Origin of the sequence: Mycobacterium sp. 2-64 (genome assembly GCF_035918375.1) — a bacterium.
Lineage (GTDB): Bacteria > Actinomycetota > Actinomycetes > Mycobacteriales > Mycobacteriaceae > Mycobacterium > Mycobacterium intracellulare.
The window spans coordinates 1,624,046-1,648,413 of record NZ_CP142361.1; the positions used below are offsets into that span (position 1 = coordinate 1,624,046).

Below are 24,368 nucleotides of genomic sequence, written 5' to 3' on the forward strand. Positions count from 1 at the left end.
CTAGTCAAACGATGGCCGACGAGTCGAAGGCCTGCATTTCGGTCGTGTAGGTGTCGCCGAGTTTCTTGATGGCGGCCAGCGTGAGCAACGCCTCGGTCTCGTCGATCTTGGCCATCGCGAAACCGACGTGGACCAGCACCCAGTCGTCGGGCGCGGGCAGGTCGTTCTCCAGCAACCGGACGCTGATGGTCCGTTGCACGCCGCTCACGTCGACCTTCGCCAAACAGGTGGCGGGATCGGTGATTTCCACGATCCGGCCCGGAATCCCAAGGCACATGTGCAGCTCCTTTCAGCAGATCCTCGGCAGCGGGTCCCCTACCAGCATGTCCACGATGCGGGTGCCGCCGAATCCCGTACGCAGCACCACGCTTTCGGCGGGTTCGGTGACGATCTCGCCGACCTCGGCCGCATCGGCGCCCAGCGGATGGGACCGCAACGCGTCCAACGCCGCCCGCGTCTCCTCAGGTGCGACGACGGCGACGAACTTGCCCTCGTTGGCGACGTAGAGCGGATCGATGCCGAGCAGCTCGCAGGCGCCATTGACCATGGGCGCCACCGGAAGTCGCTCCTCGTCGAGCAGTACCCCCAGGCCGCAGGCCTGGGCCAGCTCGTTGCACACGGTGCCCACCCCGCCCCGCGTCGCGTCGCGCAGCCACCGGGTGGACGGGGCGGCCGCCATCAGCAACTCCACCAACGGGCTCACCGAGGCGGTGTCGGAGGCGATGTCGGCCTCGATGGCCAGATCGCCGCGGGCGAGCATGACGGCCATGCCGTGATCGCCCATCGACCCCGACAGCAGCACCTTGTCCCCGGTGCGCACCGACTGCGCCGACAGCGCGCGGCCGGCGGGGATGACTCCGGCCCCGGTGGTGGTGATGAACAGGCCGTCGGCCGCCCCCTTGGGCACCACCTTGGTGTCGCCGGTGACGATCTGCACGCCGGCGGCCGCGGCCGCGGCCGCCATGTCGGCGACGATCTCTTTGAGCTCGGCGATTCCGAACCCTTCTTCGAGCACGAAGGCCGCGCAGATCCACGATGGCACGGCGCCGGCCACCGCCAGGTCGTTGCAGGTGCCGTGCACGGCGAGCTCGCCGATCGAGCCGCCGGGAAAACGCCTGGGCGCCACCACAAACGAGTCGGTCGACATCGCCACGCGTTCGCCGCTGGGCAACGTGAGGACCGCGCCGTCGCCCAGCGTCTCGAGCAGCGGATTGCGAAACGCCTCCATGAACACCGCGTCCATCAGTGCCGCCGACGCCTTGCCGCCCGCGCCGTGCGCCAGGGTCACCTGCTCGTCGAGCAGCCGGGGACGGCGCCGGCGAAACGACTCGATCCGCTCGATCACGTCGCCTTCGGCGAACCGCGGACCCGACGAAAGGTAGTCACCTGCTGAAGGATTCATGCCGCCCCCACACCGTGATCGCCCGCGAGCCGTTCGTGGACCGCCAACCACAACTGGTAGCCCAACAGCGCCTGGGATTCCTGGATCCGGTGCACGCTTTGCGAACGAACGACGAAGCAGGCGTCCACATTCGGGTTGTCGGCGAAGGCGCCCCCGTCGTAGCCGGCGAAACCGATGGTGTACAGGCCGCGGCGGCGGGCCTCGGCCAGCGCGGTCAGCAGGTTGGGGGAGTTGCCGCTGGTCGACATCGCGATCGCGATGTCGCCGGCCGCCGCGCGCGCGATCAGCTGGCGGGCGAAGACGAGCTCGAATCCGACGTCGTTACCCAAGGCGGTGAGGATCGCTTGATCGGCGGTCAGCGACCAGGCCGGCAGCGGCTTGCCGAGCGGTGGCCGCGCGAACAAGGCCGCCAGTGTGGTGGAATCGGTGCAGCTGCCGCCGTTTCCGAAGGTGAACAGCCTTCCGCCGGCGGCGAACCGGCGCGCCAGCTCGGCGGCCGCCGCCGCCAGCAGCTCGGCGTTGGCTTCCAGGGTGGAGTGCCGCAGCGCCCGGCTTTCGGTTGCCTTGGCGTGCGCCGATGCGGCCAGGTCGGCGAGCAGCGACGAGGGGTCATCTTCTTGCGCGTCGATGAACGGGTACAAGAAGTTGGTGGGTTCGTCGGCGGGGCTCATGAAACACCTTCTGGCTCTTCGTCGCAGACGCGGCTGATCGCCGTGCCGGCGTGCACCAGCACCAGCTCGCCGGCGGCCACCGGGTCGACCAATGCGGTGATCACGTTCTCGACGCCGCGCGCGGTGCGCACCGTCGTCTGACCGTCGACCGACGCGCTCATCACTTCGCCCAGCCGACCCTCGTCGCTACAGGTCACGCAGGCCGCCTCGTCGTCGTCGCAGCGGCCGGGTTTGAGCAAGCCCGCGTGCTCGAAGCACACGTGGGTCAGCTCCCACAGAAGGTGATAAAACAGCACGAAGCCGCCGGTGGCGGGCACCCGCGGATCGGGATCGTCGAGCCAGAGCACGTGATCGGCCATGGCGGCGTCGGGCGGATCGCCGCTGCCGATCCAAATCGTGGTGGTGCCCCAGGCCGGGCCGCGGCGCATCACCGAGCGCACCTGCGCGTCCGTCGCACCGGAGACCGCGACCACGATGTCGCCGGGCCGCACCGATACCCGCACCAGGTCGACCAGGTCGGGTCCGGTGAGCGCCACCGCGGGCAAGGCCCGTTTGCCCATGATCACCGGATGCACGAATTCGACGGCGATGTGCATGGCGTGCGGTTCCCACGAGGGCGCGATGGACCACATGGTGGCACCGGCGGCGAATCGTTTGGCGAGCGTCAACGCCGTCGCGGCAAGATCTTCGGCCAGCTCGGAGCTCAGGCCGCGATCGACGGCGGTCACAGTCATCGCGTCAACACCTCCTCCTGCGCGATCAGCGCCGAGACCACGGCTTGGCCCAGCGCCAAGCCACCGTCGTTCGGCGGCACAATGTGATGGGTGAGAACCTCAAACCCCCTGCACCGCAATAGGTCACGGCAGGATTGCAGCAGCAGAACGTTCTGGAACACCCCGCCCGTAAGCCCCACCAGCCGGGTGGCGCCGGCCACCCGCGCGACCGCGCCGGCGACCGCGTCCGCGATCGCGTGGTGAAAGGCCAAGGCCAGTACCGCACGCGGTGTCCCGGCGTACAGCGCCGCGACCATCGTTTGCACCATCGGCGTCGGATCGATCACCCCGTCGGGACGCACCGCCAGCGGCAACGACGGCGCAGGCCGATCGGGACCGTGGTCGGCCGACTCCGCCAGCGCCTCGAGTTCGACGGCGGCCTGCCCTTCGTAGTCGATGCGGTGCCGCACCCCGAGCAGGGAAGCGACGGCGTCGAACAGCCGGCCCATGCTCGAACACGGCACACAGCCCGTCCCGGTCTCGAGTTGCGAACGGGTGAGCCGCAGTTCGTCGTCGGTCGCGGCGGCGACCGGCGCCAGATCCGGGGTCCAGTCGATGTCGGCCATCCATAGCTGGGACAGCGCCATCCGCCACGGATTGCGCACCGCCGCGTCGCCGCCGGGTAGCGGCACCGGCAACAGGTGGCCGGCCCGGACGAAATGGTGGCTGCCGGTGCCGAGCGCCAGAATCTCGCCGCCCCAGATCGTTTCGTCGCAGCCATAACCCGTGCCGTCGAAGGCGACCCCGACGATGGGTTCGCCGATGCGCCCGTGTTCGGCCAGCAGCGACACCACGTGGGCGTGGTGGTGCTGAACCAGGTCCAGCGGCCGGTTCCCCGCGTGGCGCTCCGCCCAGCTTCGGGTGTGGTATCCGGGATGCAGATCGGCGGCCATACGCTCGGGCGCGCCGCGTATTTCGCTGAGCTGACCCACCGCACGCTCGAAGGCGCGCAGCGTCTCCCAGGTGGCCATGTCACCGATGTGGCCGGACAGGTAGGCCCGCGAGCCGTCGGTGAGGCAGCAGGTGTTCTTCAATTCCCCGCCCACGGCCAGCACGGCCGGCCCCTCGAGACGTAGCTCGACCGGCAGCGGCGCGTACCCGCGGGAACGGCGGATCGGAAGCTCGTGTGCCCCGTCCCGGTCTCGGACGACGCGCACCACCGAGTCGTCGCACGGCACGTGGATCGGCCGGTCATGGTCGAGAACCGCGTCGCAGAGCGCCGGAAGCCTCTGCGCGGCATCGTCATCGGTGAAGCAGATCGGCTCGTCGGAGCGGTTGGCACTGGTCAGCACCAGCGCATCGGGCACCGGCCCGGCGATGCCCGGTACGGGTGCCAGCAGCAGGTGATGAAGGGGGGAGTACGGGAGCATCAACCCGAGCAGCGGGCTGCCGGGCGCCACGGCCTCGGCGACCGGCGCGGTGGGCAGCCGCCGCAGCAACACGATCGGGCGGGCCGGGCCGGACAGCACGGCGGCCTCGGGGTCGTCGACGTGGGCGTAGCGGCGCGCGGCGTCGAGATCGCGGACCAGGACGGCAAAGGGCTTGGCGCCGCGGGCCTTACGCCCCCGCAGCACGGCGACCGCCGCCGGGTCGTCGACCTGACAGGCCAGGTGGTAGCCGCCGATGCCCTTGATGGCCACCACGGCGCCGGCGGCCAGCGCACTCTGCGTGGCGGCCAAGGCCGCATCCGCTCCGCGCACGTCACCGGTCGCCGAGCGGAAACGCAGGGTCGGTCCGCAGTCCGGGCAGGCGATCGGCTGCGCATGGAAGCGGCGATTCGCCGGATCGTGGTATTCGGCGGCGCAGCGTGCGCACATGGCGAAGGCCGACATCGTGGTGGCGGGGCGGTCGTAGGGCAACCCTTCGATGATGGTGAACCGCGGGCCGCAGTTGGTACACGTCACGAACGGGTGCCGATAGCGGCGATCCAGGGGGTCGAACAGCTCGGCGACGCAGTCGTCGCACACCGCGACGTCGGGCGGAATCGGTGTGGTCACACCGGGGGCCGGTTGGCTTGTCACGATGCGGAATTCGGGTGCGCATTCGGGATCGACCTCGAGGTCGATCACCCGCACCTCGGCGATCCGCGCCAGCGGCGGAGCGTCGGCGCGCAGCCGCCGGCAGAATTCCGCCAGGCGGGCACGCCGGCCCTGCACCTCGACGAACACCGCCCCCGAGTCGTTGCCGACGAATCCGGACAGGCCCAGTTCGGTCGCGATCCGATGCACGAACGGGCGGAAGCCCACCCCCTGCACCACGCCGGTCACCGTGACGCCCTGCCGCACCTCCTGCGACCGCAAGAGCACGGGGGCTTCGGCCATGTCCGTCATCTCAACCGGCCTCCGCTGGACCGTCCATAGGCCCGGCCCGGCCCCGGCCCATCAACTCCAGGCCGGCCATCGCCTGCTCCGCCCCGGCCCGGTCGGTCTTCTCCACGACGAAGCCCATGTGGATGATCACCCAATCGCCCGGCGCGAACGTCTCTTCCGGCAACATGCCGACGTTCACCTTGCGCTGTTCGCCGACCACGTCGACCAGCGCCAGTTGCCCGGCAAAACCGTCCAGCATGGCGACGACCTGCCCCGGTATGCCCAGACACATGATTCAGCACCCGCCTTCGGCCGCGGGTAATGGCGCGCCGTGCAACGCCGCGACAATCTCTTCCACCGCCCGCGCCGCCCGCGGGACGGCCTGGGCGACCGGTTCGGTCAGGCCGATTCCCTCCTGCACGCTGCCCGCCTCGCACCCGACGACCACGGTGTAGGGCGGACGGCCGCCCAGTGCCCGCAGGCTGGCGAATACCGCGGCCGGGTCCATGCTGTGTCCGTCCAGACCGGTTGTTTGCGAAGGTGATTCGTGATCGGCCTGAAAGACGTGCAACGTGCCCGGATGCCCCCGGCTGGGTACGGCGTCGACGAGCACCAGCGTGTCCCAGTCCTCGAGCAGGTCATAGGCCAGGTGCATGCCTCGGATTCCATAGTCGATCACCTGGACCGTCGGATCATCCTGGGGCAGTTCGGCGTTGCGGACCACTTGCGATCCGAATCCGTCGTCGCCCAGGAAGATGTTGCCGATCCCGGCTACCAGGATGCGCGCTGTCATGGTGGCTCGGCTACATCCGCCTCAACTTGAGATAGCGGCGGGCATCGGGCAGCGATACCACGCCGAGCGCCAATGCGATCGCCGCCACCAGCGCGATGATGGCGATGAAGATCCAACCTAGGACTTCCATGTCGGACTCCTTTCGGGGACTGTTGTGTTCTGCTGCAAATGCAGCGGTTCGACTTCGTCGGGGGAGAAGTACAAGTACCGGCCGTACCAGTCGTGCAGGTCCGCGGCCGGGTCGTCGTCGACGACCACGGCGACGTGCTTATGGCCCTCGACGTCCTCATGCACCGACGTGACACGGGCGGTTTTGCCGGCGACGAAGATGTCCTGGGCGTCGGCGTTGCGCCGGGGCCGCAACCGGACCATGCTGCCCCTGGCGATTCGGACCCCGTTCACCAAAACCGCGTCGATCTCGGACCGGACGGCGTTGTCCGCCAGCGGATCCCACCAATCGATACCTTCGGGAATCTCGGGTACCAAACCGGTGGGCACGCGCGCCGAGTGCGGATCGCGCAGCACACCGTGCAGCCGGACCATCGCCTCGGGTGACATGGCGTCACACTCGTCGATGATTCGTGCCGCCCGCGGGTCGGTCGCCCGGGCCTGCGCCTTCTCCTCGTCCGTCATGGTCATCACGCGCAGGGTGAGTATCTCGTCGATCTCGGTGCAGTCGTATAAGGCCGTGTCGCTTTGTTCGGCGACCTCGGGGTGGTCGTAGAGAATGATCGGTGAGATCAGCAGCGTGTCGCGGGTGCCCGGCGGACCGGCCAGCACCGGGAAGCAGCGATGCCGGCGGCACCGGGACACGGCATCGGTCGCGGTCTGCGGTGGCTCGAGCAGCGAGACGAACTGGCCACCAACTACTTCGGCGATGAGGTGCGTACCGATCATCGAGCGCGCGGCGGCGTCGCCCTTGTCGCGCGGGGCCGCGCCGGTGTTGTCCACCCGGACCGAGACGCGCCGCAGGGCGCCGTCGGGCTCGCTGGTGACGCTCAGCACGCCACGCACCTGACGTCGTTCGCGAACCAACCGCCCGCCGTCGAGGAGTTCGACATCGGTGGCCGCATCGGCCGTCACCGGCAGCGACCACGGTTGATCGTCAAATTCCAGGGGGCCGAACGCGATTTCGCACTCCACGGCTTCGTCCCAGGTCAGCCACGACCCGGCCGGGGTAATGAGCTCGTCGACGGGCTCGAAGCCGTCACTCGTTTCCTGCTCGGCTCGGCGGTGTTGCAGCTGCAGGAAACGCAGCACCAAGGTCAGCGCCCGCGCGCCCTCGACCAGAAACTCCGCGGCCAGGGTGGGATCCTCACCGAGGCCGGCGTCACACGCACCGCACGGACCCAAAACGCCGAACTGCCAACGTGATTGATTCTTGCTCGACGTGCCCCGGTACGGGTAGAGCAGGTAGCCCTCGTAGAGCACCGCGTCGGCGACGGCGCGGGCGCGCTCCCAGGTCGCCGTCATTGCGCCACCTCGCGATCGGCGGTGGCGTCCAGCAAGGAGGTGATGGCCTGGTCGAGGTCGAGCATTCCCCGAGCGGATTTGTAACCGGCCAGCTCCGTGATGGTTTCGTGGTTCAGCCGGATCCAGCCGCTGTTGGGATAGTGTTGCTCGATCAGCTCCCGCCAGACCGTGACCGGCATCTCGTAGCGGTCCTCGCAGTCCCACGGCACCTGATGAACTGAGAAGCCGCGTTCGGAGTTGACGAAAAGCGTTCCGCTGAAGAGGAACTGCAGCGGTACCGTCCCGCCGCGCAGCGCGTGCAGATATTTGGCGCCAGCTACCTCGAAGTCGTAGGTGCAGGCCAGGGGCAGCGCCGCGGTCGTGCTGCCGGTGAACCCCGGCACCATGGCGCTGCAGTGCTGCCACAGGAAGGTGCGTTGGGTGCTCGCCCAGCGTTCTCGGGCGCCGAACAAGTCCGTCAGGCCGGCCGCTTCGTCGTCGGAGTAGGGGCGGCGCAGCGGCTCGATCCTGACCTGGCACCGCAGGGCGAGGGCGTGCACCGAGTCCCCCCCGCTGGTGGTGACGCCGACGCAGGCGGTGAGGGCGGGGCTGACGGTGTACGGTTCGGCCGTCACGTCCAGAACCGTGAAGCTCACGTTCATCGCCGCGTCTGCACTGCCCGGGCGGCGAGCCCGTCGAAGAAGCCGTCGATGAATTCGCGCGCCTGCTGGCCACCGTCAAAGCCGCGCCACAGCAGTCGCATCCGCCCGACGAATTCGTAGCACGCGTCGATCGGGACCAAATAGCTTTCCGGCTGCGGTAATTCGCCGTCTTCGGGACCGTCGGGGACGCGCACGAGCAGCGCCTCCACGTCGTCGGCCAGCAGGTCCACCCGCCGGTCGGCGCCGCGAATGGTGTCCCACACGTCCATGTCCAGCTCGGACTCGGTGGCCCCCGCCGGGCCCGGATAGAACGCGACGGTGTGGCCCAGCTCCGAGTTGGTGAAGAAGAAGGCGACCCCGACCGGGATCTGCAGCGCCTCCCACACCAGGCGGTCCAGCGCGAAGTCGGGAAAGGACAAATACCGGTCGGGCACCGCGCGGTAGCGCAACTCGGCGTGGGAGTCGGTGAACAGCAGATAACAGGCGCGACAGACGCACATCAGTTGCCGGTCGGCCACATTGACGACGTGCTGGTGTTCGTCGGCGATGCGCTCCGAGCACATTTCGCAGCGCTCGCCGGCCGGTTCGGGGGCCCGGTCGCTGCTGATGCGTGCCAGGACGTCGTAGGGGGTTGTCATGCCGGGGCTCCCATGGCCTCGGCCCGCAGCGCCACCGACGGCAGGCCGTCGCGGGTCAACAGCGGAATCGGATCGAGATGGATCGGCGATCCCGCGGCGGCGTCGGCCCCGGCGCGCAGTCCCGCGTGAACGATGTCGAAGTCCGTCAAGCAGCCCGCGCAGCGCAGCAGCGCGCCGTGCAGTTGCGAACCGGCCAGGGAGCCGTCACACGCCGGGCAGTGATCTCGGTAGGCGAACGTGCGGTCGTCGACCCGGCACGCCACGATGGCGGCGCCGGCGATCACGAATCCTCCGGCCTCGCCGGGTGCCAGCTCGGCCAGCTCGGGAATCGGGTGCCAGTCGGCCGGCGCCTGCCCGTTCGAATGTAGGTTCGTCAGAAGCGATTCGGCGGGAATCACGGCCGTGGGCGCGGCGGCCTGCGCGGTCACCACCTCGATCGAGGAGATCTCCGGGGCCGCCGCGCGGACCGCGTCCTGCACGGCCAGCTCCAGCGTCACCGCGGACGAGGGGCAGCTCTTGCAGCTGCCGGTGAACGCCAAACGCAGGGTGTCACCGTCGATCTCGAGGAGGTCGACGTCCCCGCCGTGCGAACCCAGATAGGGCCGCACCCGGTCCAGCGCATCGGCGACCCGGCGATGCGTGTCGTGCGGATGCAGTCCGTGCACTAGGAGCAGGCTGGCCACCAGGTCGTCGGTGGCCAGCCGCTCGGCCAGGCCGCCGCCGGGGCCAGGATCATCGGCCATTCGCATGATCCGCTGCAGCCCGGCACCGTACAGCCCGACCACTTCGCGAACCAGTTGCTGCGCGCGGTCGTGGGCGGCGGTTCCACTCGCCGCGCAGGAATCGAGCAGTGTCTGGATCCGATCGCCCGCTTCACGCCACTGCGCGTCGTTCGCGGACTTGTTCGGGCGATCCGCCATGTGTTACTCCCCGACGGGTGACTGGGTCGGCGTGTGCAGTCTGTCCAGGGACCTGCCCTTACCCAGGTACATGTGCACACCACAGGGCAAGCACGGATCGAAGCTGCGCACCGTGCGCATGACGTCGATCCCCTTGAAGTTGTCCCGGCCGTTCTCCTCGAAGATCGGCTGGCCCTGCACCGCATCCTCATACGGCCCGGGGGTGCCATAGCTGTCGCGCGGGTTGGCGTTCCACGGCGTCGGCGGATACGGGTGATAGTTGGCGATCTTGCCGTCCCGGATCACCATGTGGTGGCTGAGCACGCCGCGGACCGCCTCGGTGAACCCGCAGCCAATGGCCTCGTCGGGCACGTCGAACTTCTCCCACGTCTTGGTGCGCCCGGCACGGATCTCCTCGAGCGCCTTCTCGCAGAAGTGCAGCGCACTCGCGGCCGCGTAAGCCTGGAAGTAGGTGCGCGCCCGATCGCGTTCGATCGTGTTGCTGCCGTATTGGGGGATCTTCCACTCCAACTCGACTGGCCCCTTCAGGGCCGTCTTGGGCAGGTTGATCTTGACGCTGTTGCCGGTCGCCTTGACGTAGCCGATGTCGACCAGGCCGGCAAGAGCGGTCGACCACAGCCGCGCCAGCGGGCCGCCGCCGGTGTCCAGCGCCAGGTGGTCCTTGCCGTCGAACCAGCGCGGAGACATCACCCAGCTGTACTTGCCGCCCTCCAGGTCCCGCTTCTGCGGGTGCGGGTTGGTGTGCTGGTTCCATGGGTGACGCCGGTCCACCGCGTTACCCAGCGGATCGGTTTTGACGAACATCTCCTGGTCGGTCCAGTCGTCGTAATACGAACTACCCAAGAGGATTCGGATTCCCAGGTTGATGTCCACCAACGAGTGGGTGACCAGTTTGCCGTCGACCACCACACCCGGGGTGACGAACATCGCGTTGCCCCAGCTTTCCATGTCCTTGTATTCGAAGTTGCACACTTCGGGGTCCTGGAAGGAGCCCCAGCAGCCCAGCAGGGTGCGGCGCAGCCCGACCTTCTCGTAACCGGGCAGGGCGGTGTAAAAGAAGTCGAACAGGTCGTCGTGCATGGGCACAACCTTTTTCATGAACTCGACGTAGCGCATCAGCCGGGTCATGTAGTCGGTCATCAACTGGATGGTTGCGACGGTGCCGACGCCGCCGGGGTACAGCGTGGAGGGGTGCACGTGACGCCCTTCCATCAGACAGAACATCTCGCGCGTGTAGCGGCTGACCACCAGCGCTTCGCGGTAGAACTCACCGCTGAACGGGTTGAGCGATCGCATGATGTCCGCGATCGTCTTGTAGCCGTGGGCATCCGCGTGCGGTGCCGGTGTCTTCTCGGCCAGCGAGAGCACGCTGGGGTTGGTCTCGGAGACCATCTTCTCGCAGAAGTCCACCCCGACGAGGTTCTCCTGAAAGATGTTGTGGTCGAACATGTATTCCGCGGCCTCACCGAGATTGACGATCCACTCGCCCAGATGCGGTGGCTTGACCCCGTAGGCCATGTTCTGCGTGTAGCACGAGCAGGTCGCGTGGTTGTCGCCGCAGATACCGCAGATGCGGCTGGTGATGAAGTGTGCGTCGCGAGGATCCTTGCCCTTCATGAAAATCGAGTAGCCCCGGAAGATCGACGAGGTGCTGTGGCACTCGACGACTTCCTTGTTCTCGAAGTCGATCTTGGTGTAGATGCCCAGGCTGCCTACGATCCTGGTGATGGGATCCCAGGCCATTTCGACCAATTGGCCGGGTTCCCGTGCGGCGTGGGTGGGTTCAGGAATGATGGTTGTCATCGCGCTACTTCTTCCCGCTTTGTCTTCCCGCTATGGCTGCTGTCCGTGTTGGCGGATGCGGCGACGGCTGTTCGTCCGGAACTAGAGGAGGGAGCGTGCCCACCTGGTAGGTGACCTACCAGGTGCGGCGCGCTCCGGTGGTGAGTTTGTCGCCGTTGTGGCGCCACCGCGGCTCTTTGTCGACGGTGCGTTCCGTGATACCCCTCAGACTGCGAATCACGGTTCCGTACAAACCCGACGCGGTGCTCGAGATCTTGCCTCCCGGCGGCTCATCCATGAACGGCATGAACTTGTCGGGGAACCCCGGCATCGTGCAGCCGATGCAGATGCCGCCAACGTTGGGGCAGCCGCCGACACCGTTGATCCACCCGCGCTTGGGCACGTTGCACTTGACCACTGGCCCCCAACAGCCAAGCTTGACAATGCATTTCGGCGAACCGTACTCGGTGGCGAAGTCGCCCTGCTCGTAGTAGCCGGCCCGGTCGCAACCTTCATGCACGGTCTTGCCGAACAACCACTGCGGGCGCAGCGCGTCGTCGAGCGGGATCATCGGCGCCTGATCGGTCGCCATGTAGAGCAGATAGGTCAGGGTCTCCGAGAGGTTGTCCGGCTGGATCGGGCAGCCTGGCACACACACGATCGGTATGCCGGCCTTGCTCTTCCAGTCCCAGCCCAGGTAGTCGGGCACGCCCATCGCCCCGGTCGGATTGCCGGCCATCGCATGGATGCCGCCGTAGGTGGCGCAGGTCCCCACCGCCACGATCGCGGTGGCCTTAGGCGCCAACCGGTCGAGCCACTCGCTGGTGGTCATCGGCTGGCCGGTGGCCGGGTCGTTGCCGAACCCGCACCAGTACCCCTCGTCCTTGATCTTCTCGTTAGGGATGGATCCTTCGACGACGAGCACGAAAGGTTCCAACTCGCCGCGGTCAGCTTTGAAGAACCACTCGAGGAAGTCGTCCGCGCCTCCGTTGGGTCCGCATTCGAAGTCGATCAGGGGCCAGTGCACGGCGATCTGGGGGAGTCCGGGCAGTGCCCCCAATGCGATTTCCTCGACGCTGGGCTGGGTGGCAGCAGTCAACGCCACCGAATCACCGTCACAACTGAGGCCCGCGTTGATCCAGAGAACATGGATCAGTGTTTGTTCTGCCTTGACTGCTGCTTCCGTTGGCATGCTGCAGCTTTCCGGAGCCGGGCTGGGGCTCCTGCGCCGCCGGAGTCGACCGTCGGCCCACTTGCGCAGCGCTATTTTTTGGGTCTACTCCCGCTATCGGGCGTTGTCAACGTTTCACTATTACCGATTAGTAGCCACGTGTTGTATAACGTCGAAAACCTTTGGGCACCTGGTGAAGTCGGTGAATCTCGACGTTCGTCCGGGGCCCGGTTGTCCTGCGAACGCTTCGCAGGAGCGCGGACCTAAAATCGCCTCCGGCACGGCTTGGTTCAGGTCCCTTCGGCGGCGAAGCGCCGCAGCCAGCCGAACCAGGCGCCCATGCCGTCGCCGGTGCGCGCGCTGACCGGCAGGATCGTCGCCGCCGCATTGACTTTGCGGACGTGGGTGATGTACGTGTCGACGTCTACGTCGAGGTGGGGCACCAGGTCGATTTTGTTGAGCAGCACCACGTCCACCGACCGGAACATCACCGGATACTTCAGCGGCTTGTCCTCGCCCTCGGTCACCGAATAGACCATGGCCTTGGCGTGTTCGCCGACATCGAACTCGGCCGGGCAGACCAGGTTGCCGACGTTCTCGATGACCACCAGGTCCAGCACGGCCAGGTCGAGGCCCGGCAGCGCGCGGTCGATCATCGGCGCATCGAGATGGCATTCGCCGCCAAATCCGTTGCTGGTATTCAGCAGTGACACCTGGGCGCCACGGCCGCGAAGCTTTGCCGCGTCCAGATCGGTGGCGATATCGCCCTCGATCACCCCGATCGCGAGTTCGCCGGCGAGTTCGTCGAGGGTCGCCTGCAGGACGGTGGTCTTGCCCGACCCGGGAGAGCTCATCAGGTTCAGGACGCGGACGCCGTGGCTCTCGAACGCCTCCCGGTTGGCCGCGGCGAGCAGGTCGTTCTCGGCGAAGATCGCCTCCAGCACGTCGATGCGCTGTCCGCCGGTCCGGTAGCTGCTGTGGTCGCCGTGGTCGTGGGGCAGTTCACTGTGCTCGTGGGTGTGCACGGTCCCGTCGTCGTGCCGATGAAATCTTCCCATGCTCAACACCTTTCGATGCGGCATCTGACGACGCCACGGCCCCTGCTCACGAGACATCCATCGACGTGACCAAGAATTCGTTGCCGCGCAGCACCTCGACGTCGGAGCTGTCGCAGCGCGGACACCAGATCGACCACGGCGAGGTGATCTCGGAGTGCCGACCGCACGCCCGGCAGCTGACTTCGGCGCTGACGCATTCGAGTTCCAGTTCGGCGTCGGGCATGTCCTCGGCGTCGCGCACGAGGGTCCAGCAGAAGGACAACGACTCCGGCACCACCTGGCGAAGCGCGCCGACCCGCACGCGGACCACGTCGACGTGCCGACCGTCGGCGTGATCTCTGACCACCCCGGCGATCGCCTCGCACAGCGACAGCTCATGCACCGCGGACCACCGCTCTGCGGGGTCCGTCCGACGGCTGGGCGCATGTGCAGGAGCCCATGAGCCTGTTCTACACCCGAACGGACGTGATCGGTGAGCCGCTAGGACGCGGCTTCGGTTCCTAGATCGGCGGTGCCCCACTTCTCTTCGATGCGGCCGAAGCGCCAGACGAGCAGGGCCACCGCCCAGGTGATGACGAACATGCCGACGACGACGTAGCCCACCGCGTTGAGGTCCAGCCCGCCGATCCAGTTCCAGAACCCGCCCCGCCAACCGAACTGGTCGGCGAACAAGACGAGGAGTTCGACGCTGCCGATGAGCAGGGCGACCGCCACCGACAGCGCGGTGATGGTGATGTTGTAGTAGATCTTGCGCACCGGATTGGAAAAGGCCCAGCCGTAGGCGAAGTTCATGAACGAGCCGTCGATGGTGTCCAGCAGGCACATGCCCGCGGTGAACAACACCGGCAGGCAGATGATGGCGTACCACGGCAACCCGGCGGCCGCGCTGGTGCCCGCCAGCACCAGGAGCGCGATCTCGGTCGCGGTGTCGAAACCGAGTCCGAACAACAACCCGACCGGATAGCAGTGCCAGGACTTGGTGATCGACTTGGTGAGCCGGCCGAGCAGCCGGTTCATCAGACCGCGGCTCTGCAATTGCCGCTCCAGTTCGGCCCCGTCGGTGTCGGGATCGTATTCGCCGCGGCGCAGTCGCGCGAACACGCGCAGGATGCCGACCAGGACGATGACGTTGAGGAGGGCGATCGCATACAGGAAGACACCGGAGACGCTGGTGCCGATCAACCCGGTGTAGTGGTGCAGCGTCGAGGAGTCGTCCCGGACCGGTCCGACGACCGTCCTCACCCCGCACGCCAGCAACAGCGCCAACCCGAACACCACCGTGGAGTGGCCCAGCGAAAAGAAGAAGCCGACGGCCAGCGGCCGCTGCCCGTCGTTCATCAGCTTGCGGGTGGTGTTGTCGATGGCGGCGATGTGGTCGGCGTCAAAGGCGTGCCGCATACCCAGGGTGTAGGCCGTCAATCCGATGCCGACACCAAAAGCCTTGCCGCCCAAGCTGTATTGGGCCGGCGCGACCAAGAACACCAGGGTGAGCCAGCCGATCAGGTGCAGCGCGACGATGGCCGCCAGCATCGAGGCCAGGCGCCACCACTCCGCTGTCGTCAGGGCTGTTGTCAGGGCGCCGAGAAGCCGGGTCGTCCGTGACGGCCGCCAGTCGATCTCGGTACTGGCCACTGGGGTCCTTCCGGCGCGTCCTTGCGGTTTCGGGCAGAGAACAACCGGCACGACTGTAAGTTCCGCGTCGCGCCAGATGCAAGTGAATCGCAGAACCGTGGGTCTCGATCACGCCGAAAGCTGGCGATCCCGGCACCGCGGCGTGACACTGAACCGGTGACGCCCAAGCCGCCTCTGCCGGACGCGTCGGTCACCGAGAGGATCGGCGATCTTCTGCGCGCCCGCGGGCTGCGGCGGATGGCGTCGCGGATCCAGGTGTTGGCGGTGCTCGAGCCGGTCAACGGGCACCTGTCGGTGGCCGAGATCGACAAGCGGATGCGCGAGTGCCTGCCTCCGGGAGCCCAGGCGCCCGACGTGGCCACGGTCTACCGCACGGTGACCACCCTGGTCGATCAGGGGGTGCTGCACGCGCTGACCCTCGACGGGGGCGTCACGACCTACGGGCTGGCCACCGCGCCGCACCACCACGCGGTCTGCACCGAGTGCGGCACGATCATCGAGGTGCCCGCCCGCCGGCTGAGCCTGGCGCTCGAGCATGCGATGGCGGCCAGTTCCTTCGCACTGCCGGAGGCGGCCGGGCTGACGCTGCACGGCGTGTGTCCCCAGTGCCAGGGCGACCAATCGCCCGCCCGGCCGCGCCGTCGCTGAGGTCAGTGCAGGCCCAGTAGCGCGTTCTCCACCACCTCGGCCAGCGCCGGATGGATCCAGTACTGCCCGCGGGCCATCTGCGGGGCGCTGAGCCCGAAGCTCATCGCCTGGATCAACGGCTGGATGATCGACGAGGCCTGATCGCCCATGATGTGGGCGCCCAGCAGGCGGCCGGTGCCGCGCTCGGCGACGAGCTTGACGATCCCGGTGGTGTCCTCCGCCGCCCACCCGTAGGCGACGTCGCCGTAGTCCTGAATCTTCACCGAAATCTTGAAACCCTGTGCGATGGCCTGGTTTTCGGTCAGCCCGACGGAGGCGATCTGCGGATCGGTGAACACCGCCGCGGGCACGTAGCGATGGTCGGTGACGGCCATCGCTACGGTGTCGTCCCAATCGCACAGCAGATTGTGCTGCACGACGCGCGCCTCGTGGTTGGCGACGTGCTTGAGCTGATACGGCGAGGAGACGTCGCCGAGCGCGAAAACGCCACGCGCCGTGGTCCGCTGGTACTCGTCGACGACCACCAGGCCGTCCTCGAGGGTGACACCTGCCGGCTCGGCGTCGAGCAGATCGCCGTTGGGCACGCGGCCGGTCGCCACCAGCAGCACGTCGGCGTTCACGGTGCGACCGTCGTCGAGTTGCACCGCGACGCCCGAACCTTGGTTTTCGGCGCCCACGACGTTGCGGTGCGTGTGCAGCTCCCATTTGCTCGCCGCGATGCGGGTGAAGCGCTCGCCGATGACGTCGTCGAGATGCCGCAGCAATGTGGAGCCCCGGACCACCAGGGTGACGCGCGAGCCCAGCGAGGAAAAGATGTGCGCGAATTCGGCCGCCACGAACCCGCCGCCGACGATCACCAAATGCTCCGGCAATTCGGGGATTCGCATGATCGTGTCGCTGGTGTGGTACGTCGCGCCGCACTCGAGGATCGCCGGGGGAACCACGGCTCGCGCCCCCGCCGCGATCACCACCTGGTCGGCCGCGAACTCGTCGCCGGCGTCGGTGCGCAACAGGTAGCTGCCGTCGGCCTGGACCGGACCGAACCGGGTGTGCTGTTTGTACACATCGACATTGGGCGCGGCATTGCGATAGTCCTCGCCGCCGACCCCGATCGGATCGATGCGCCCGAAGACGCGCGAGACGATGTCGTCCCAGCGCACCCGCTCGATGCGCGCGTCGACGCCGTATCGCGCCGCCTCCCGGATGGTTCGGGCGACCTCGGCGGCGTAGACGAACATCTTGGTCGGGATGCACCCGACGTTCAGGCAGGTGCCCCCGAAGGTGCCCTGCTCGCAGATGGCCACGCGTTTGTCGGCGAAGCGGTCATCGAGAATGCTGTTGCCCGAACCGGTTCCGATGATCGCGAGGTCGTAGGTCTCCACCGTCACCCCTTTCCGAACGACGCCGGGGCGTCGTTGTTGTTGGTGGGCAGGTGCTCGTCGAGCCAGAGATCCAGTTCCCGGTAGGCCGCCTCGCGCGGGCCCTCCAACGACAAGAACACGTCGTGTTTGGCATCGACCACCGGAACGATGGTGCTGCGGTTCCCGATACAGCCTGCCCACCTGGCGATCTGGGTGACGTCGAGAACGGCGTCGCCGCACCGCATGGACGCCGGGTCCGCGGTTTCGTGCACGCTGTGGTCCGAGCGCAGGATCAGGTTCGGCACCCCGACGTCGAGGCCGCGGTGCAGGCGGGCCTGGCCGCGGCGGATGGCGTGCAGCCAACCGAACGTGATCGGGAAGCCGCCCACGGGTTTCCACTGCAGGTTGTAATCGAATTGCCCGCCGTAGTCGCGGTGCAACGTGGTGCCATAGCCGCCCTCACCCGGCGACCGGGCCACGCCCTTGGACCGCACCCGCGACAGACCCGCGATCAGCGCCACGGTCGCCGAATGCCGCAGGATGGCCGGCCCGGGGAGGTCCAGGAACGGGCTGTTGAGCACCAGGCCGTCGATGCCGGCATGCGCGGACGGGTCGCGGCGCCGCAACCGATCCAGCCACAACGACACGATGAGCCCACCCGCGGAATGCCCATACACCAACACTGTGCGGGCCTGCGCGCGCACGGCGTCCAGGGCGTCTGAAAGTTCGGCGTCGTAGTTGGCGAGGTCGGTGATGAAGTGCGGGGTCTGGCCGTCACGCCGCGACCGCCCGCACTTGTGAAGGTCCAGCGCGTAGAAGGCGAAGCCGCGGGCGGCGAAATGATCGGCCAGCTCGGTGTGGAAGAAGTAATCGGTGTAGCCGTGCACCGCCAACACCGCGCGCCCCGCCGGTCCCGTCTGGCCGAGGTCCTGTGCCGTTGCGGGCCCGCGCCGGATCAGGGTCGCGACGATGTCGCCCTCACCGGCGGGATCGCGGCCCAGCGCGATGGTGCGCTGCCAATATCCGGGGAGGACATCGGGCACCCAGCCAGTCACGAGGCAAGCTTAGAGCTTTTGCTGGGCACGGGGCGCCGCACGGCGTTCGCTCCCACTTTGCCTCGGGATAACCTGGGGACCGGCCCAGTCGAGGGAAGGACCAGCAAGCCGGTGTCGTCGCTAGCCACAACCACGCGCACGGACGTCGTGCTGGTGGGCGCGGGCATCATGAGCGCGACGCTGGGCGCGTTGCTGCACCGGCTGCAGCCGGAGTGGACGCTGACCTTCGTCGAGCGTCTCGACGCCGTCGCCGCCGAAAGCAGCAGCCCCTGGAACAACGCCGGCACCGGGCATTCGGCGCTGTGCGAGCTGAACTACACCCCGCAGCACCCCGACGGTTCGATCGACATCAGCAAAGCGGTGCGCATCAACGAGCAGTTTCAGGTGACCCGCCAGTTCTGGGCGTACGCCGTCGAGAACGGCATCCTGAGCGATCGGCGCTTCCTGACCCGGATCCCGCACGCGAGCTTCGTGCGCGGGGCGCAGCGCGTCGATTATCTGCGCCGGCGCCGGCAGGCTCTGGCCGCCAACCCGCTGTTCGCCGGCATCGAATTGATCGAGGACCCCGATGAATTCGCGCGCCGGCTGCCGTTGATGGCCGCCCAACGCGACTTCTCCACGCCGACCGCGCTCAACTGGGCCGCCCACGGCACCGACGTCGACTTCGGCGCGCTGTCGCGACAGCTGGTCGGGTTCTGCGTGCGCGGCGGCGCGACGGCCTTGTTCGGCCACGAGGTCCGCAACCTGACCCGCGGGCCCGACGGCGGCTGGACGCTGTCGATCCGCAATCGCCGCACCGGCGAAAAGCGCCGCGTTCACGCCAAATTCGTCTTTGTCGGGGCGGGCGGTGACGCGCTGCCGCTGCTGCAGAAGTCCGGCATCAGCGAGGTCAGGGGCTTCGCGGGATTCCCGATCGGCGGCCGGTTCCTGCGCGCCGACAACCCGGCGCTCACCACCGCGCACCGGGCCAAGGTGTACGGGGCGCCCGCACCCGGCGCCCCGCCCCTGGGGGCGTTGCATCTGGACCTGCGCTACGTCGACGGCAAGCCGTGGCTGGTGTTCGGCCCGTACGCCGGCTGGTCGCCGAAGTTCTTGAAACACGGTCACTTCACCGACCTGCCCCGCTCGGTGAAGCCGCACAACGTGGCAGCGTTGCTCGGTGTCGGCGCCACCCAGCTGACGCTGGTCCGGTACCTGCTCGGCCAACTGCGGCTCTCCGACACCGACCGGATGCGCATGCTACGTGAATTCGCAGCCACTGCAGTCGATTCCGACTGGGAGCTGACGGTGGCCGGTCAGCGCGTGCAGGTGATCCGGCGTGACAGGCGCAAGGGCGGGGTGCTCGACTTCGACACCGTGGTGGTGGGCGCCGCCGACGGAACCATCGCCGGTCTGCTCGGCGGCTCACCGGGGGCGTCGACCGCGGTGCCGATCATGCTCGACGTGTTGCAACGGTGCTTTGCCAACCGCTTTCAGTCGTGGCGGCCCGCGCTCAAGGAGATGGTTCCGTCCTTCGGGACGTCACTGTCGGATGAGCCGGCTCTGTACGACGAGGTTTTTACGTGGGGAACGAAGGTACTGGGGTTGGATGTCAATGAGTGAAGCACTGCGACGTATCTGGGCCAAAGACCTTGATGCCCAGACACTTTACGAGCTGCTCAAGTTGAGGGTCGAGGTGTTCGTCGTCGAACAGGCGATCCCGTATCCGGAACTGGACGGTCGCGACCTCCTGGCAGAAACGCGGCACTTCTGGCTGGAGACCGCCGACGGCGAGGTGATCTGCACCCTGCGCCTGATGGAGGAGCACGCCGGAGGCGAGAAGGCGTTCCGCATCGGGCGCCTGTGCACCAAGCGCAACGCCCGCGGGCAAGGTCACACCACCCGGCTGCTGCGCGCGGCGCTGGCCGAGGTCGGCGACTACCCGTGCCGGATCAACGCGCAAACCTATTTGGCCGACATGTACGCCCAGCACGGATTCGTGCGCGACGGCGACGATTTCCTCGACGACGGCGTCCCGCACGTGCCCATGCTGCGGCCCGGTTCCGGTCCGGCGGCCAAGCCGTGAGGCCGTATCCGTTCAGCGCCATCGTCGGGCACGACCAGCTGCGGCTTGCCCTGCTGTTGTGCGCCGTGCGCCCCGAGATCGGCGGCGCGCTCATCCGCGGCGAAAAGGGCACCGCCAAGTCGACAGCCGTGCGCGGCCTGGCGGCGTTGCTGTCCGCTGCGACCGGCAGCGATTCCGGCCTGGTCGAAATGCCGCTCGGGGCAACCGAAGACAGGGTGATCGGCTCCCTGGATCTGCAGCGCGTGCTGCGCGACGGCGAGCACGCGTTTTCGCCGGGTCTGCTGGCCCGCGCGCACGGCGGCGTGCTCTATGTCGACGAGGTCAACCTGCTGCACGATCATCTCGTCGACGTGCTGCTCGACGCGGCGGCGATGGGGCGCGTGCACATCGAACGCGACGGCATCTCGCATTCGCACGAAGCGCGGTTCGTGTTGATCGGCACCATGAATCCCGAAGAGGGCGAACTGCGTCCGCAGCTGTTGGACCGGTTCGGGCTCACCGTTGACGTGCACGCCTCACGCGACGTCGACGTGCGGGTGCAGGTCATCCGGCAGCGGATGGCCTATGAGGCCGACCCGGACGGTTTCGCCGAGCGCTATGCCGATGCCGACGCCGAGCTGGCCCGGCGCATCGCCGCGGCCCGTGCGCTCGTCGACGAGGTGGGGTTGCCCGACACCGAGTTACGGCGCATCGCCGCGCTGTGCGCGGCGTTCGACGTCGACGGCATGCGCGCGGACCTCGTGGTGGCCCGCACCGCCGTCGCGCACGCCGCCTGGCGCGGCGCGGACACCGTCTCAGAACAAGACATCCGGGTGGCCGCCGAGCTGGCGCTGCCGCATCGGCGCCGCCGCGATCCCTTCGACGATCCGGGTATCGACCGCGACCAGCTGGACGAGGCACTGGCGCAGGCCGGCTCAGACCCGGACCCCGAGCCCGACCCGCCCGGTGGGGGTCAAACGGCCGACACCGAACAGGAAGGGCCGCAACGGGATTCGGGGGAGAGCGCCCCGGCACCGCCGCCGAAGACCAAGCCCAGCGCCCCGCCGTCGAAAACCTTCCGCACCCGCGCGCTGCGGGTTCCCGGCGTCGGGGAGGGAGCACCCGGCCGACGGTCACGGGCGCGCAACGCCAGCGGCAGCGTCATCGCCGCCACCGACGGGGACGACGCCAGTTGCGGCGGGCACGGTCTGCACCTGTTCGCCACGCTGCTCGCGGCCGCCGAACGCGCCGGAGCCGGGCCGTTGCGGCCCGAGCCCGACGATGTGCGCCGCGCCGTGCGCGAGGGACGCGAAGGCAACCTGGTGATCTTCGTCGTCGACGCCTCGGGTTCGATGGCCGCCCGGGACCGCATGGCGGCGGTCAGCGGCGCCACACTCTCGTTGCTGCGCGACGCCTATCAGCGCCGCGACAAGGTCGCCGTGATCACCTTCCGGCACCAGGAGGCGCGGTTGTTGTTGCCGCCGACCTCGTCGGCCCACATCGCCGGCCGGCGACTGTCCCGGTTCGACACCGGCGGCAAGACCCCGCTGGCCGAAGGCCTGCTGGCCGCGCGTGAGCTGATCGTCCGGGAGAAGGCGCGTGACCGGGCCCGCCGCTGCCTGGTGGTGGTGCTCACCGACGGCCGCGCCACCGCCGGCCCGGATCCGTTGGGCCGCACCCGATCCGCGGCGGCCCGGTTGGTCGCCGAAGGCGCCGCCGCGGTGGTCGTGGACTGCGAAACGTCTTTCGTGCGGCTGGGCTTGGCCGAGCAGCTGGCCCGCCAGCTCGGTGCACCGGCCGTTCGGCTAGAGCAGTTGCACGCCGATTCGTTGACGCGTGCGGTACGCGACGTGGCGTGAGAAAGGTAACCCGTTATGCCGCAAGGAGTTCCACTCCAAGTTCCCGATGACGGCCTGACCACCCGGGCGCGACGTCACACGCCCGTGCTGGCCGTGCACACCGGCGCCGGCAAGGGCAAGTCGACGGCGGCGTTCGGAATGGCGTTGCGGGCCTGGAACGCCGGGCTTTCCGTCGCGGTGTTCCAGTTCGTCAAGAGCGCCAAATGGAAGGTGGGCGAGGAGGCGGCTTTCGCCGCGCTCGGCGACGTGCACGAGCAGCATCGGATCGGTGCACCGGTCGAGTGGCACAAGATGGGTGCCGGCTGGTCCTGGACGCGCAAGGCGGGCAGCGAGGTCGATCACGCGGCGGCCGCGGCCGACGGCTGGGCCGAGGTCGCGCGCCGGCTGGCGGCCCAGCGGCACGACTTCTATGTCCTGGACGAATTCACCTACCCGCTGAAATGGGGCTGGGTGGACGTCGACGAGGTGGTCGAGGTGTTGTCGGCGCGGCCCGGTCATCAGCATGTCGTCATCACCGGGCGCGATGCCCCGCAGCGGCTGGTCGAGGCGGCCGACCTGGTCACCGAGATGACCAAGGTCAGGCATCCGATGGACGCCGGGCGCAAGGGGCAGAAGGGCATCGAGTGGTGAGAGTTCCCGCAGTGGTCATCGCCGCGCCCGCATCCGGCAGCGGAAAGACCACCGTGGCAACGGGTTTGATCGGTGCTCTGCGGCAGGCGGGTCACACCGTCGCGCCGTTCAAGGTGGGGCCGGACTTCATCGATCCCGGCTATCACGGCCTCGCCGCCGGCCGGCCGGGCCGCAACCTCGACCCGGTGCTGGTCGGGGAGGGGCTCGTCGGCCCGCTGTACGCCCACGGCGCCCACGGCGCGGACATCGCCGTGATCGAAGGCGTGATGGGGCTGTTCGACGGGAAGATCGGGCCCTCCGCCACCACCCCCGCCGCGGGATCGACCGCCCACGTCGCCGGCCTGCTTGGCACGCCCGTCGTCCTGGTCATCGACGCACGCGGTCAAAGCCAGAGCATCGCCGCACTGCTGCATGGCTTTTCGACATTCGACGCCGCGACCCGGGTCGCCGGCGCGATCCTGAACCGCGTCGGCTCGGCCCGGCATGAGCAGGTGCTGCGGCAGGCCTGCGAGCAGGCCGGTGTCCCGGTGCTGGGCGCCATCCCGCGCGCCGCCGAATTAGAGTTGCCCACAAGGTATTTGGGACTCGTCACCGCCGTCGAGTACGGGCTCCGCGCTCGGCACGCGGTCGACGCGATGACCGCCTTGGTCGCCCGCCACGTCGACCTGGCGGCCGTGAAGGCGGTCGCGCGGGCCCCGGCGGCGGAGCAGCCCTGGGATCCGGCGACGGCGGTGGGGGAGCCGGCGCACGGTCGGCCCACCGTCGCCGTGGCGGCCGGCAAGGCCTTCACCTTCGGCTACGCCGAGCACGCCGAGCTGCTGGCGGCCGCCGGCGCGGACGTCGTCGAATTCGATCCGCTCAGCGACGCGCTGCCCGACGGCAGCGATGCGCTGTTGCTGCCGGGCGGCTTTCCCGAACAGTTCACCGCGGAGCTGTCCGCCAACGAGGGGGTGCGCGGGCAGATCAAAGAGCTGGCCGTTGCCGGGGCGCCCGTCCACGCCGAGTGCGCCGGGCTGATCTACTTGGCCGCCGAACTCGATGGCCACCCGATGTGCGGCGTGCTGGCCGGACAGGCCCGCTTCACCCCGCACCTGACGCTGGCCTACCGCGACGCCGTCGCCGTGGCCGACTCCCCGCTGTACACTGCGGGCCAGCGGGCGGTGGGGCACGAATTCCACCGCACCGCAATCACATTCAGCGACGGCTATCAGCCGGCATGGATGTACCGGGCCCCGGACACCGACCCGGCGGGTGGGGCGGTGCGCGACGGCGTCGTACACGCCGGCGTGCACGCGTCGTATCTGCACACCCACCCGGCCGCCGCGCCGCAGGCGGTGGCGCGCTTCGTCGCACACGCGGCGCGGCCCGCCGGTTCGCGAATGTAACCCCACTGCGACGTTTGGCCGGATTCTTCGCAGTGCCGTTACGCTCGCGCTCGCGATCGCCACTAGGTCGATGGTGGCGACCCGCAGCGCCCGGCTTCGCCGGGCTCGCGATCGCCACTAGGC

The 24,368-nt window shown here is 68.4% G+C and carries 25 protein-coding genes; 6 read left to right on the plus strand and 19 right to left on the minus strand.

Going from position 1 to position 24,368, the window contains the following annotated elements:
* Positions 1-4: 4 nt before the first annotated feature.
* The 17 genes from QGN31_RS07895 to QGN31_RS07970 form a co-directional block, all read right to left on the minus strand.
* On the minus strand, positions 5-277 hold the full coding sequence (locus QGN31_RS07895) for a HypC/HybG/HupF family hydrogenase formation chaperone (RefSeq protein ID WP_014942621.1): 273 nt from the start codon (positions 275-277) through the stop codon (positions 5-7).
* A gap of 12 nt (positions 278-289) precedes the next feature.
* Positions 290-1,402 (minus strand): hydrogenase expression/formation protein HypE, encoded by a 1,113-nt coding sequence (gene hypE / locus QGN31_RS07900; protein WP_014942620.1) that lies wholly within the window; start codon positions 1,400-1,402, stop codon positions 290-292.
* A complete protein-coding gene (locus QGN31_RS07905) occupies positions 1,399-2,073 on the minus strand; it encodes a D-sedoheptulose-7-phosphate isomerase (protein ID WP_014942619.1) in 675 nt (224 codons plus the stop codon). The genes hypE and QGN31_RS07905 overlap by 4 nt, the downstream gene beginning before the upstream one ends.
* Entirely contained in the window at positions 2,070-2,807 is a 738-nt protein-coding gene (locus tag QGN31_RS07910) for a HypC/HybG/HupF family hydrogenase formation chaperone (protein ID WP_043955190.1), read from the minus strand. The genes QGN31_RS07905 and QGN31_RS07910 overlap by 4 nt, the downstream gene beginning before the upstream one ends.
* On the minus strand, positions 2,804-5,167 hold the full coding sequence (gene hypF / locus QGN31_RS07915; protein WP_043955809.1) for a carbamoyltransferase HypF: 2,364 nt from the start codon (positions 5,165-5,167) through the stop codon (positions 2,804-2,806). Before hypF ends, QGN31_RS07910 begins: the two co-directional genes overlap by 4 nt.
* A 10-nt stretch (positions 5,168-5,177) precedes the next feature.
* Positions 5,178-5,447 carry a HypC/HybG/HupF family hydrogenase formation chaperone gene (locus QGN31_RS07920; protein ID WP_014942616.1) on the minus strand — a complete coding sequence of 90 codons (270 nt, stop codon included), beginning with the start codon at positions 5,445-5,447 and terminating at the stop codon, positions 5,178-5,180.
* Between the two features lie 3 nt (positions 5,448-5,450).
* Positions 5,451-5,948, minus strand: a complete 498-nt coding sequence (locus QGN31_RS07925) for a hydrogenase maturation protease (protein WP_014942615.1) — start codon at positions 5,946-5,948, stop codon at positions 5,451-5,453.
* A 10-nt stretch (positions 5,949-5,958) separates the two neighbouring features.
* Positions 5,959-6,078 carry a DUF6893 family small protein gene (locus QGN31_RS26340; protein WP_014942614.1) on the minus strand — a complete coding sequence of 40 codons (120 nt, stop codon included), beginning with the start codon at positions 6,076-6,078 and terminating at the stop codon, positions 5,959-5,961.
* Entirely contained in the window at positions 6,066-7,421 is a 1,356-nt protein-coding gene (locus QGN31_RS07930; RefSeq protein WP_014942613.1) for a hypothetical protein, read from the minus strand. Before QGN31_RS07930 ends, QGN31_RS26340 begins: the two co-directional genes overlap by 13 nt.
* Positions 7,418-8,062: a DUF6084 family protein gene (locus QGN31_RS07935; protein WP_014942612.1), complete on the minus strand. Its 645-nt coding sequence runs from the start codon at positions 8,060-8,062 to the stop codon at positions 7,418-7,420. Before QGN31_RS07935 ends, QGN31_RS07930 begins: the two co-directional genes overlap by 4 nt.
* Positions 8,059-8,700, minus strand: a complete 642-nt coding sequence (locus QGN31_RS07940) for a DUF5947 family protein (protein ID WP_014942611.1) — start codon at positions 8,698-8,700, stop codon at positions 8,059-8,061. Before QGN31_RS07940 ends, QGN31_RS07935 begins: the two co-directional genes overlap by 4 nt.
* Positions 8,697-9,620, minus strand: coding sequence for a NifU family protein (locus tag QGN31_RS07945; RefSeq protein WP_014942610.1), 924 nt, complete (start codon positions 9,618-9,620; stop codon positions 8,697-8,699). Before QGN31_RS07945 ends, QGN31_RS07940 begins: the two co-directional genes overlap by 4 nt.
* 3 nt (positions 9,621-9,623) lie before the next feature.
* Positions 9,624-11,423, minus strand: coding sequence for a nickel-dependent hydrogenase large subunit (locus QGN31_RS07950; protein ID WP_014942609.1), 1,800 nt, complete (start codon positions 11,421-11,423; stop codon positions 9,624-9,626).
* A gap of 115 nt (positions 11,424-11,538) precedes the next feature.
* On the minus strand, positions 11,539-12,594 hold the full coding sequence (locus QGN31_RS07955; RefSeq protein ID WP_014942607.1) for a hydrogenase expression protein HypE: 1,056 nt from the start codon (positions 12,592-12,594) through the stop codon (positions 11,539-11,541).
* 269 nt (positions 12,595-12,863) lie between these two features.
* Positions 12,864-13,631: a hydrogenase nickel incorporation protein HypB gene (gene hypB, locus QGN31_RS07960; RefSeq protein WP_043955807.1), complete on the minus strand. Its 768-nt coding sequence runs from the start codon at positions 13,629-13,631 to the stop codon at positions 12,864-12,866.
* Between the two features lie 46 nt (positions 13,632-13,677).
* Positions 13,678-14,013 (minus strand): hydrogenase maturation nickel metallochaperone HypA, encoded by a 336-nt coding sequence (locus QGN31_RS07965; RefSeq protein WP_014942605.1) that lies wholly within the window; start codon positions 14,011-14,013, stop codon positions 13,678-13,680.
* A 98-nt stretch (positions 14,014-14,111) separates the two neighbouring features.
* A complete protein-coding gene (locus QGN31_RS07970) occupies positions 14,112-15,248 on the minus strand; it encodes a HoxN/HupN/NixA family nickel/cobalt transporter (protein ID WP_373307901.1) in 1,137 nt (378 codons plus the stop codon).
* Positions 15,249-15,419: 171 nt separating this feature from the next.
* Between QGN31_RS07970 and QGN31_RS07975 the strand changes: the two genes are divergently transcribed.
* Positions 15,420-15,911 carry a Fur family transcriptional regulator gene (locus QGN31_RS07975; RefSeq protein ID WP_014942603.1) on the plus strand — a complete coding sequence of 164 codons (492 nt, stop codon included), beginning with the start codon at positions 15,420-15,422 and terminating at the stop codon, positions 15,909-15,911.
* Positions 15,912-15,913: 2 nt separating this feature from the next.
* On the opposite strand, the gene mtr is transcribed toward QGN31_RS07975, so the two are convergent.
* Both mtr and QGN31_RS07985 read right to left on the minus strand, forming a co-directional pair.
* A complete protein-coding gene (gene mtr, locus QGN31_RS07980) occupies positions 15,914-17,293 on the minus strand; it encodes a mycothione reductase (RefSeq protein WP_043955805.1) in 1,380 nt (459 codons plus the stop codon).
* 2 nt (positions 17,294-17,295) lie between these two features.
* Positions 17,296-18,327 (minus strand): alpha/beta hydrolase, encoded by a 1,032-nt coding sequence (locus tag QGN31_RS07985; protein WP_233425285.1) that lies wholly within the window; start codon positions 18,325-18,327, stop codon positions 17,296-17,298.
* Between the two features lie 168 nt (positions 18,328-18,495).
* Here QGN31_RS07985 and mqo point away from each other — a divergent pair, with 168 nt between their 5' ends.
* The 5 genes from mqo to QGN31_RS08010 are packed head-to-tail and all read left to right on the plus strand — an operon-like array spanning position 18,496 to position 24,245.
* A complete protein-coding gene (gene mqo / locus QGN31_RS07990) occupies positions 18,496-19,929 on the plus strand; it encodes a malate dehydrogenase (quinone) (RefSeq protein WP_043955803.1) in 1,434 nt (477 codons plus the stop codon).
* The gene (locus QGN31_RS07995) at positions 19,922-20,392 is read left to right on the plus strand and encodes a GNAT family N-acetyltransferase (protein WP_043955188.1); all 471 of its coding nucleotides are present in this window, start codon (positions 19,922-19,924) and stop codon (positions 20,390-20,392) included. The genes mqo and QGN31_RS07995 overlap by 8 nt, the downstream gene beginning before the upstream one ends.
* Entirely contained in the window at positions 20,389-22,230 is a 1,842-nt protein-coding gene (locus QGN31_RS08000) for a magnesium chelatase subunit D family protein (protein ID WP_014942598.1), read from the plus strand. The genes QGN31_RS07995 and QGN31_RS08000 overlap by 4 nt, the downstream gene beginning before the upstream one ends.
* A 15-nt stretch (positions 22,231-22,245) precedes the next feature.
* The gene (gene cobO / locus QGN31_RS08005; RefSeq protein WP_043955185.1) at positions 22,246-22,860 is read left to right on the plus strand and encodes a cob(I)yrinic acid a,c-diamide adenosyltransferase; all 615 of its coding nucleotides are present in this window, start codon (positions 22,246-22,248) and stop codon (positions 22,858-22,860) included.
* Positions 22,857-24,245 (plus strand): cobyrinate a,c-diamide synthase, encoded by a 1,389-nt coding sequence (locus QGN31_RS08010; protein ID WP_162137759.1) that lies wholly within the window; start codon positions 22,857-22,859, stop codon positions 24,243-24,245. The genes cobO and QGN31_RS08010 overlap by 4 nt, the downstream gene beginning before the upstream one ends.
* The last annotated feature ends 123 nt before the right edge of the window (positions 24,246-24,368 follow it).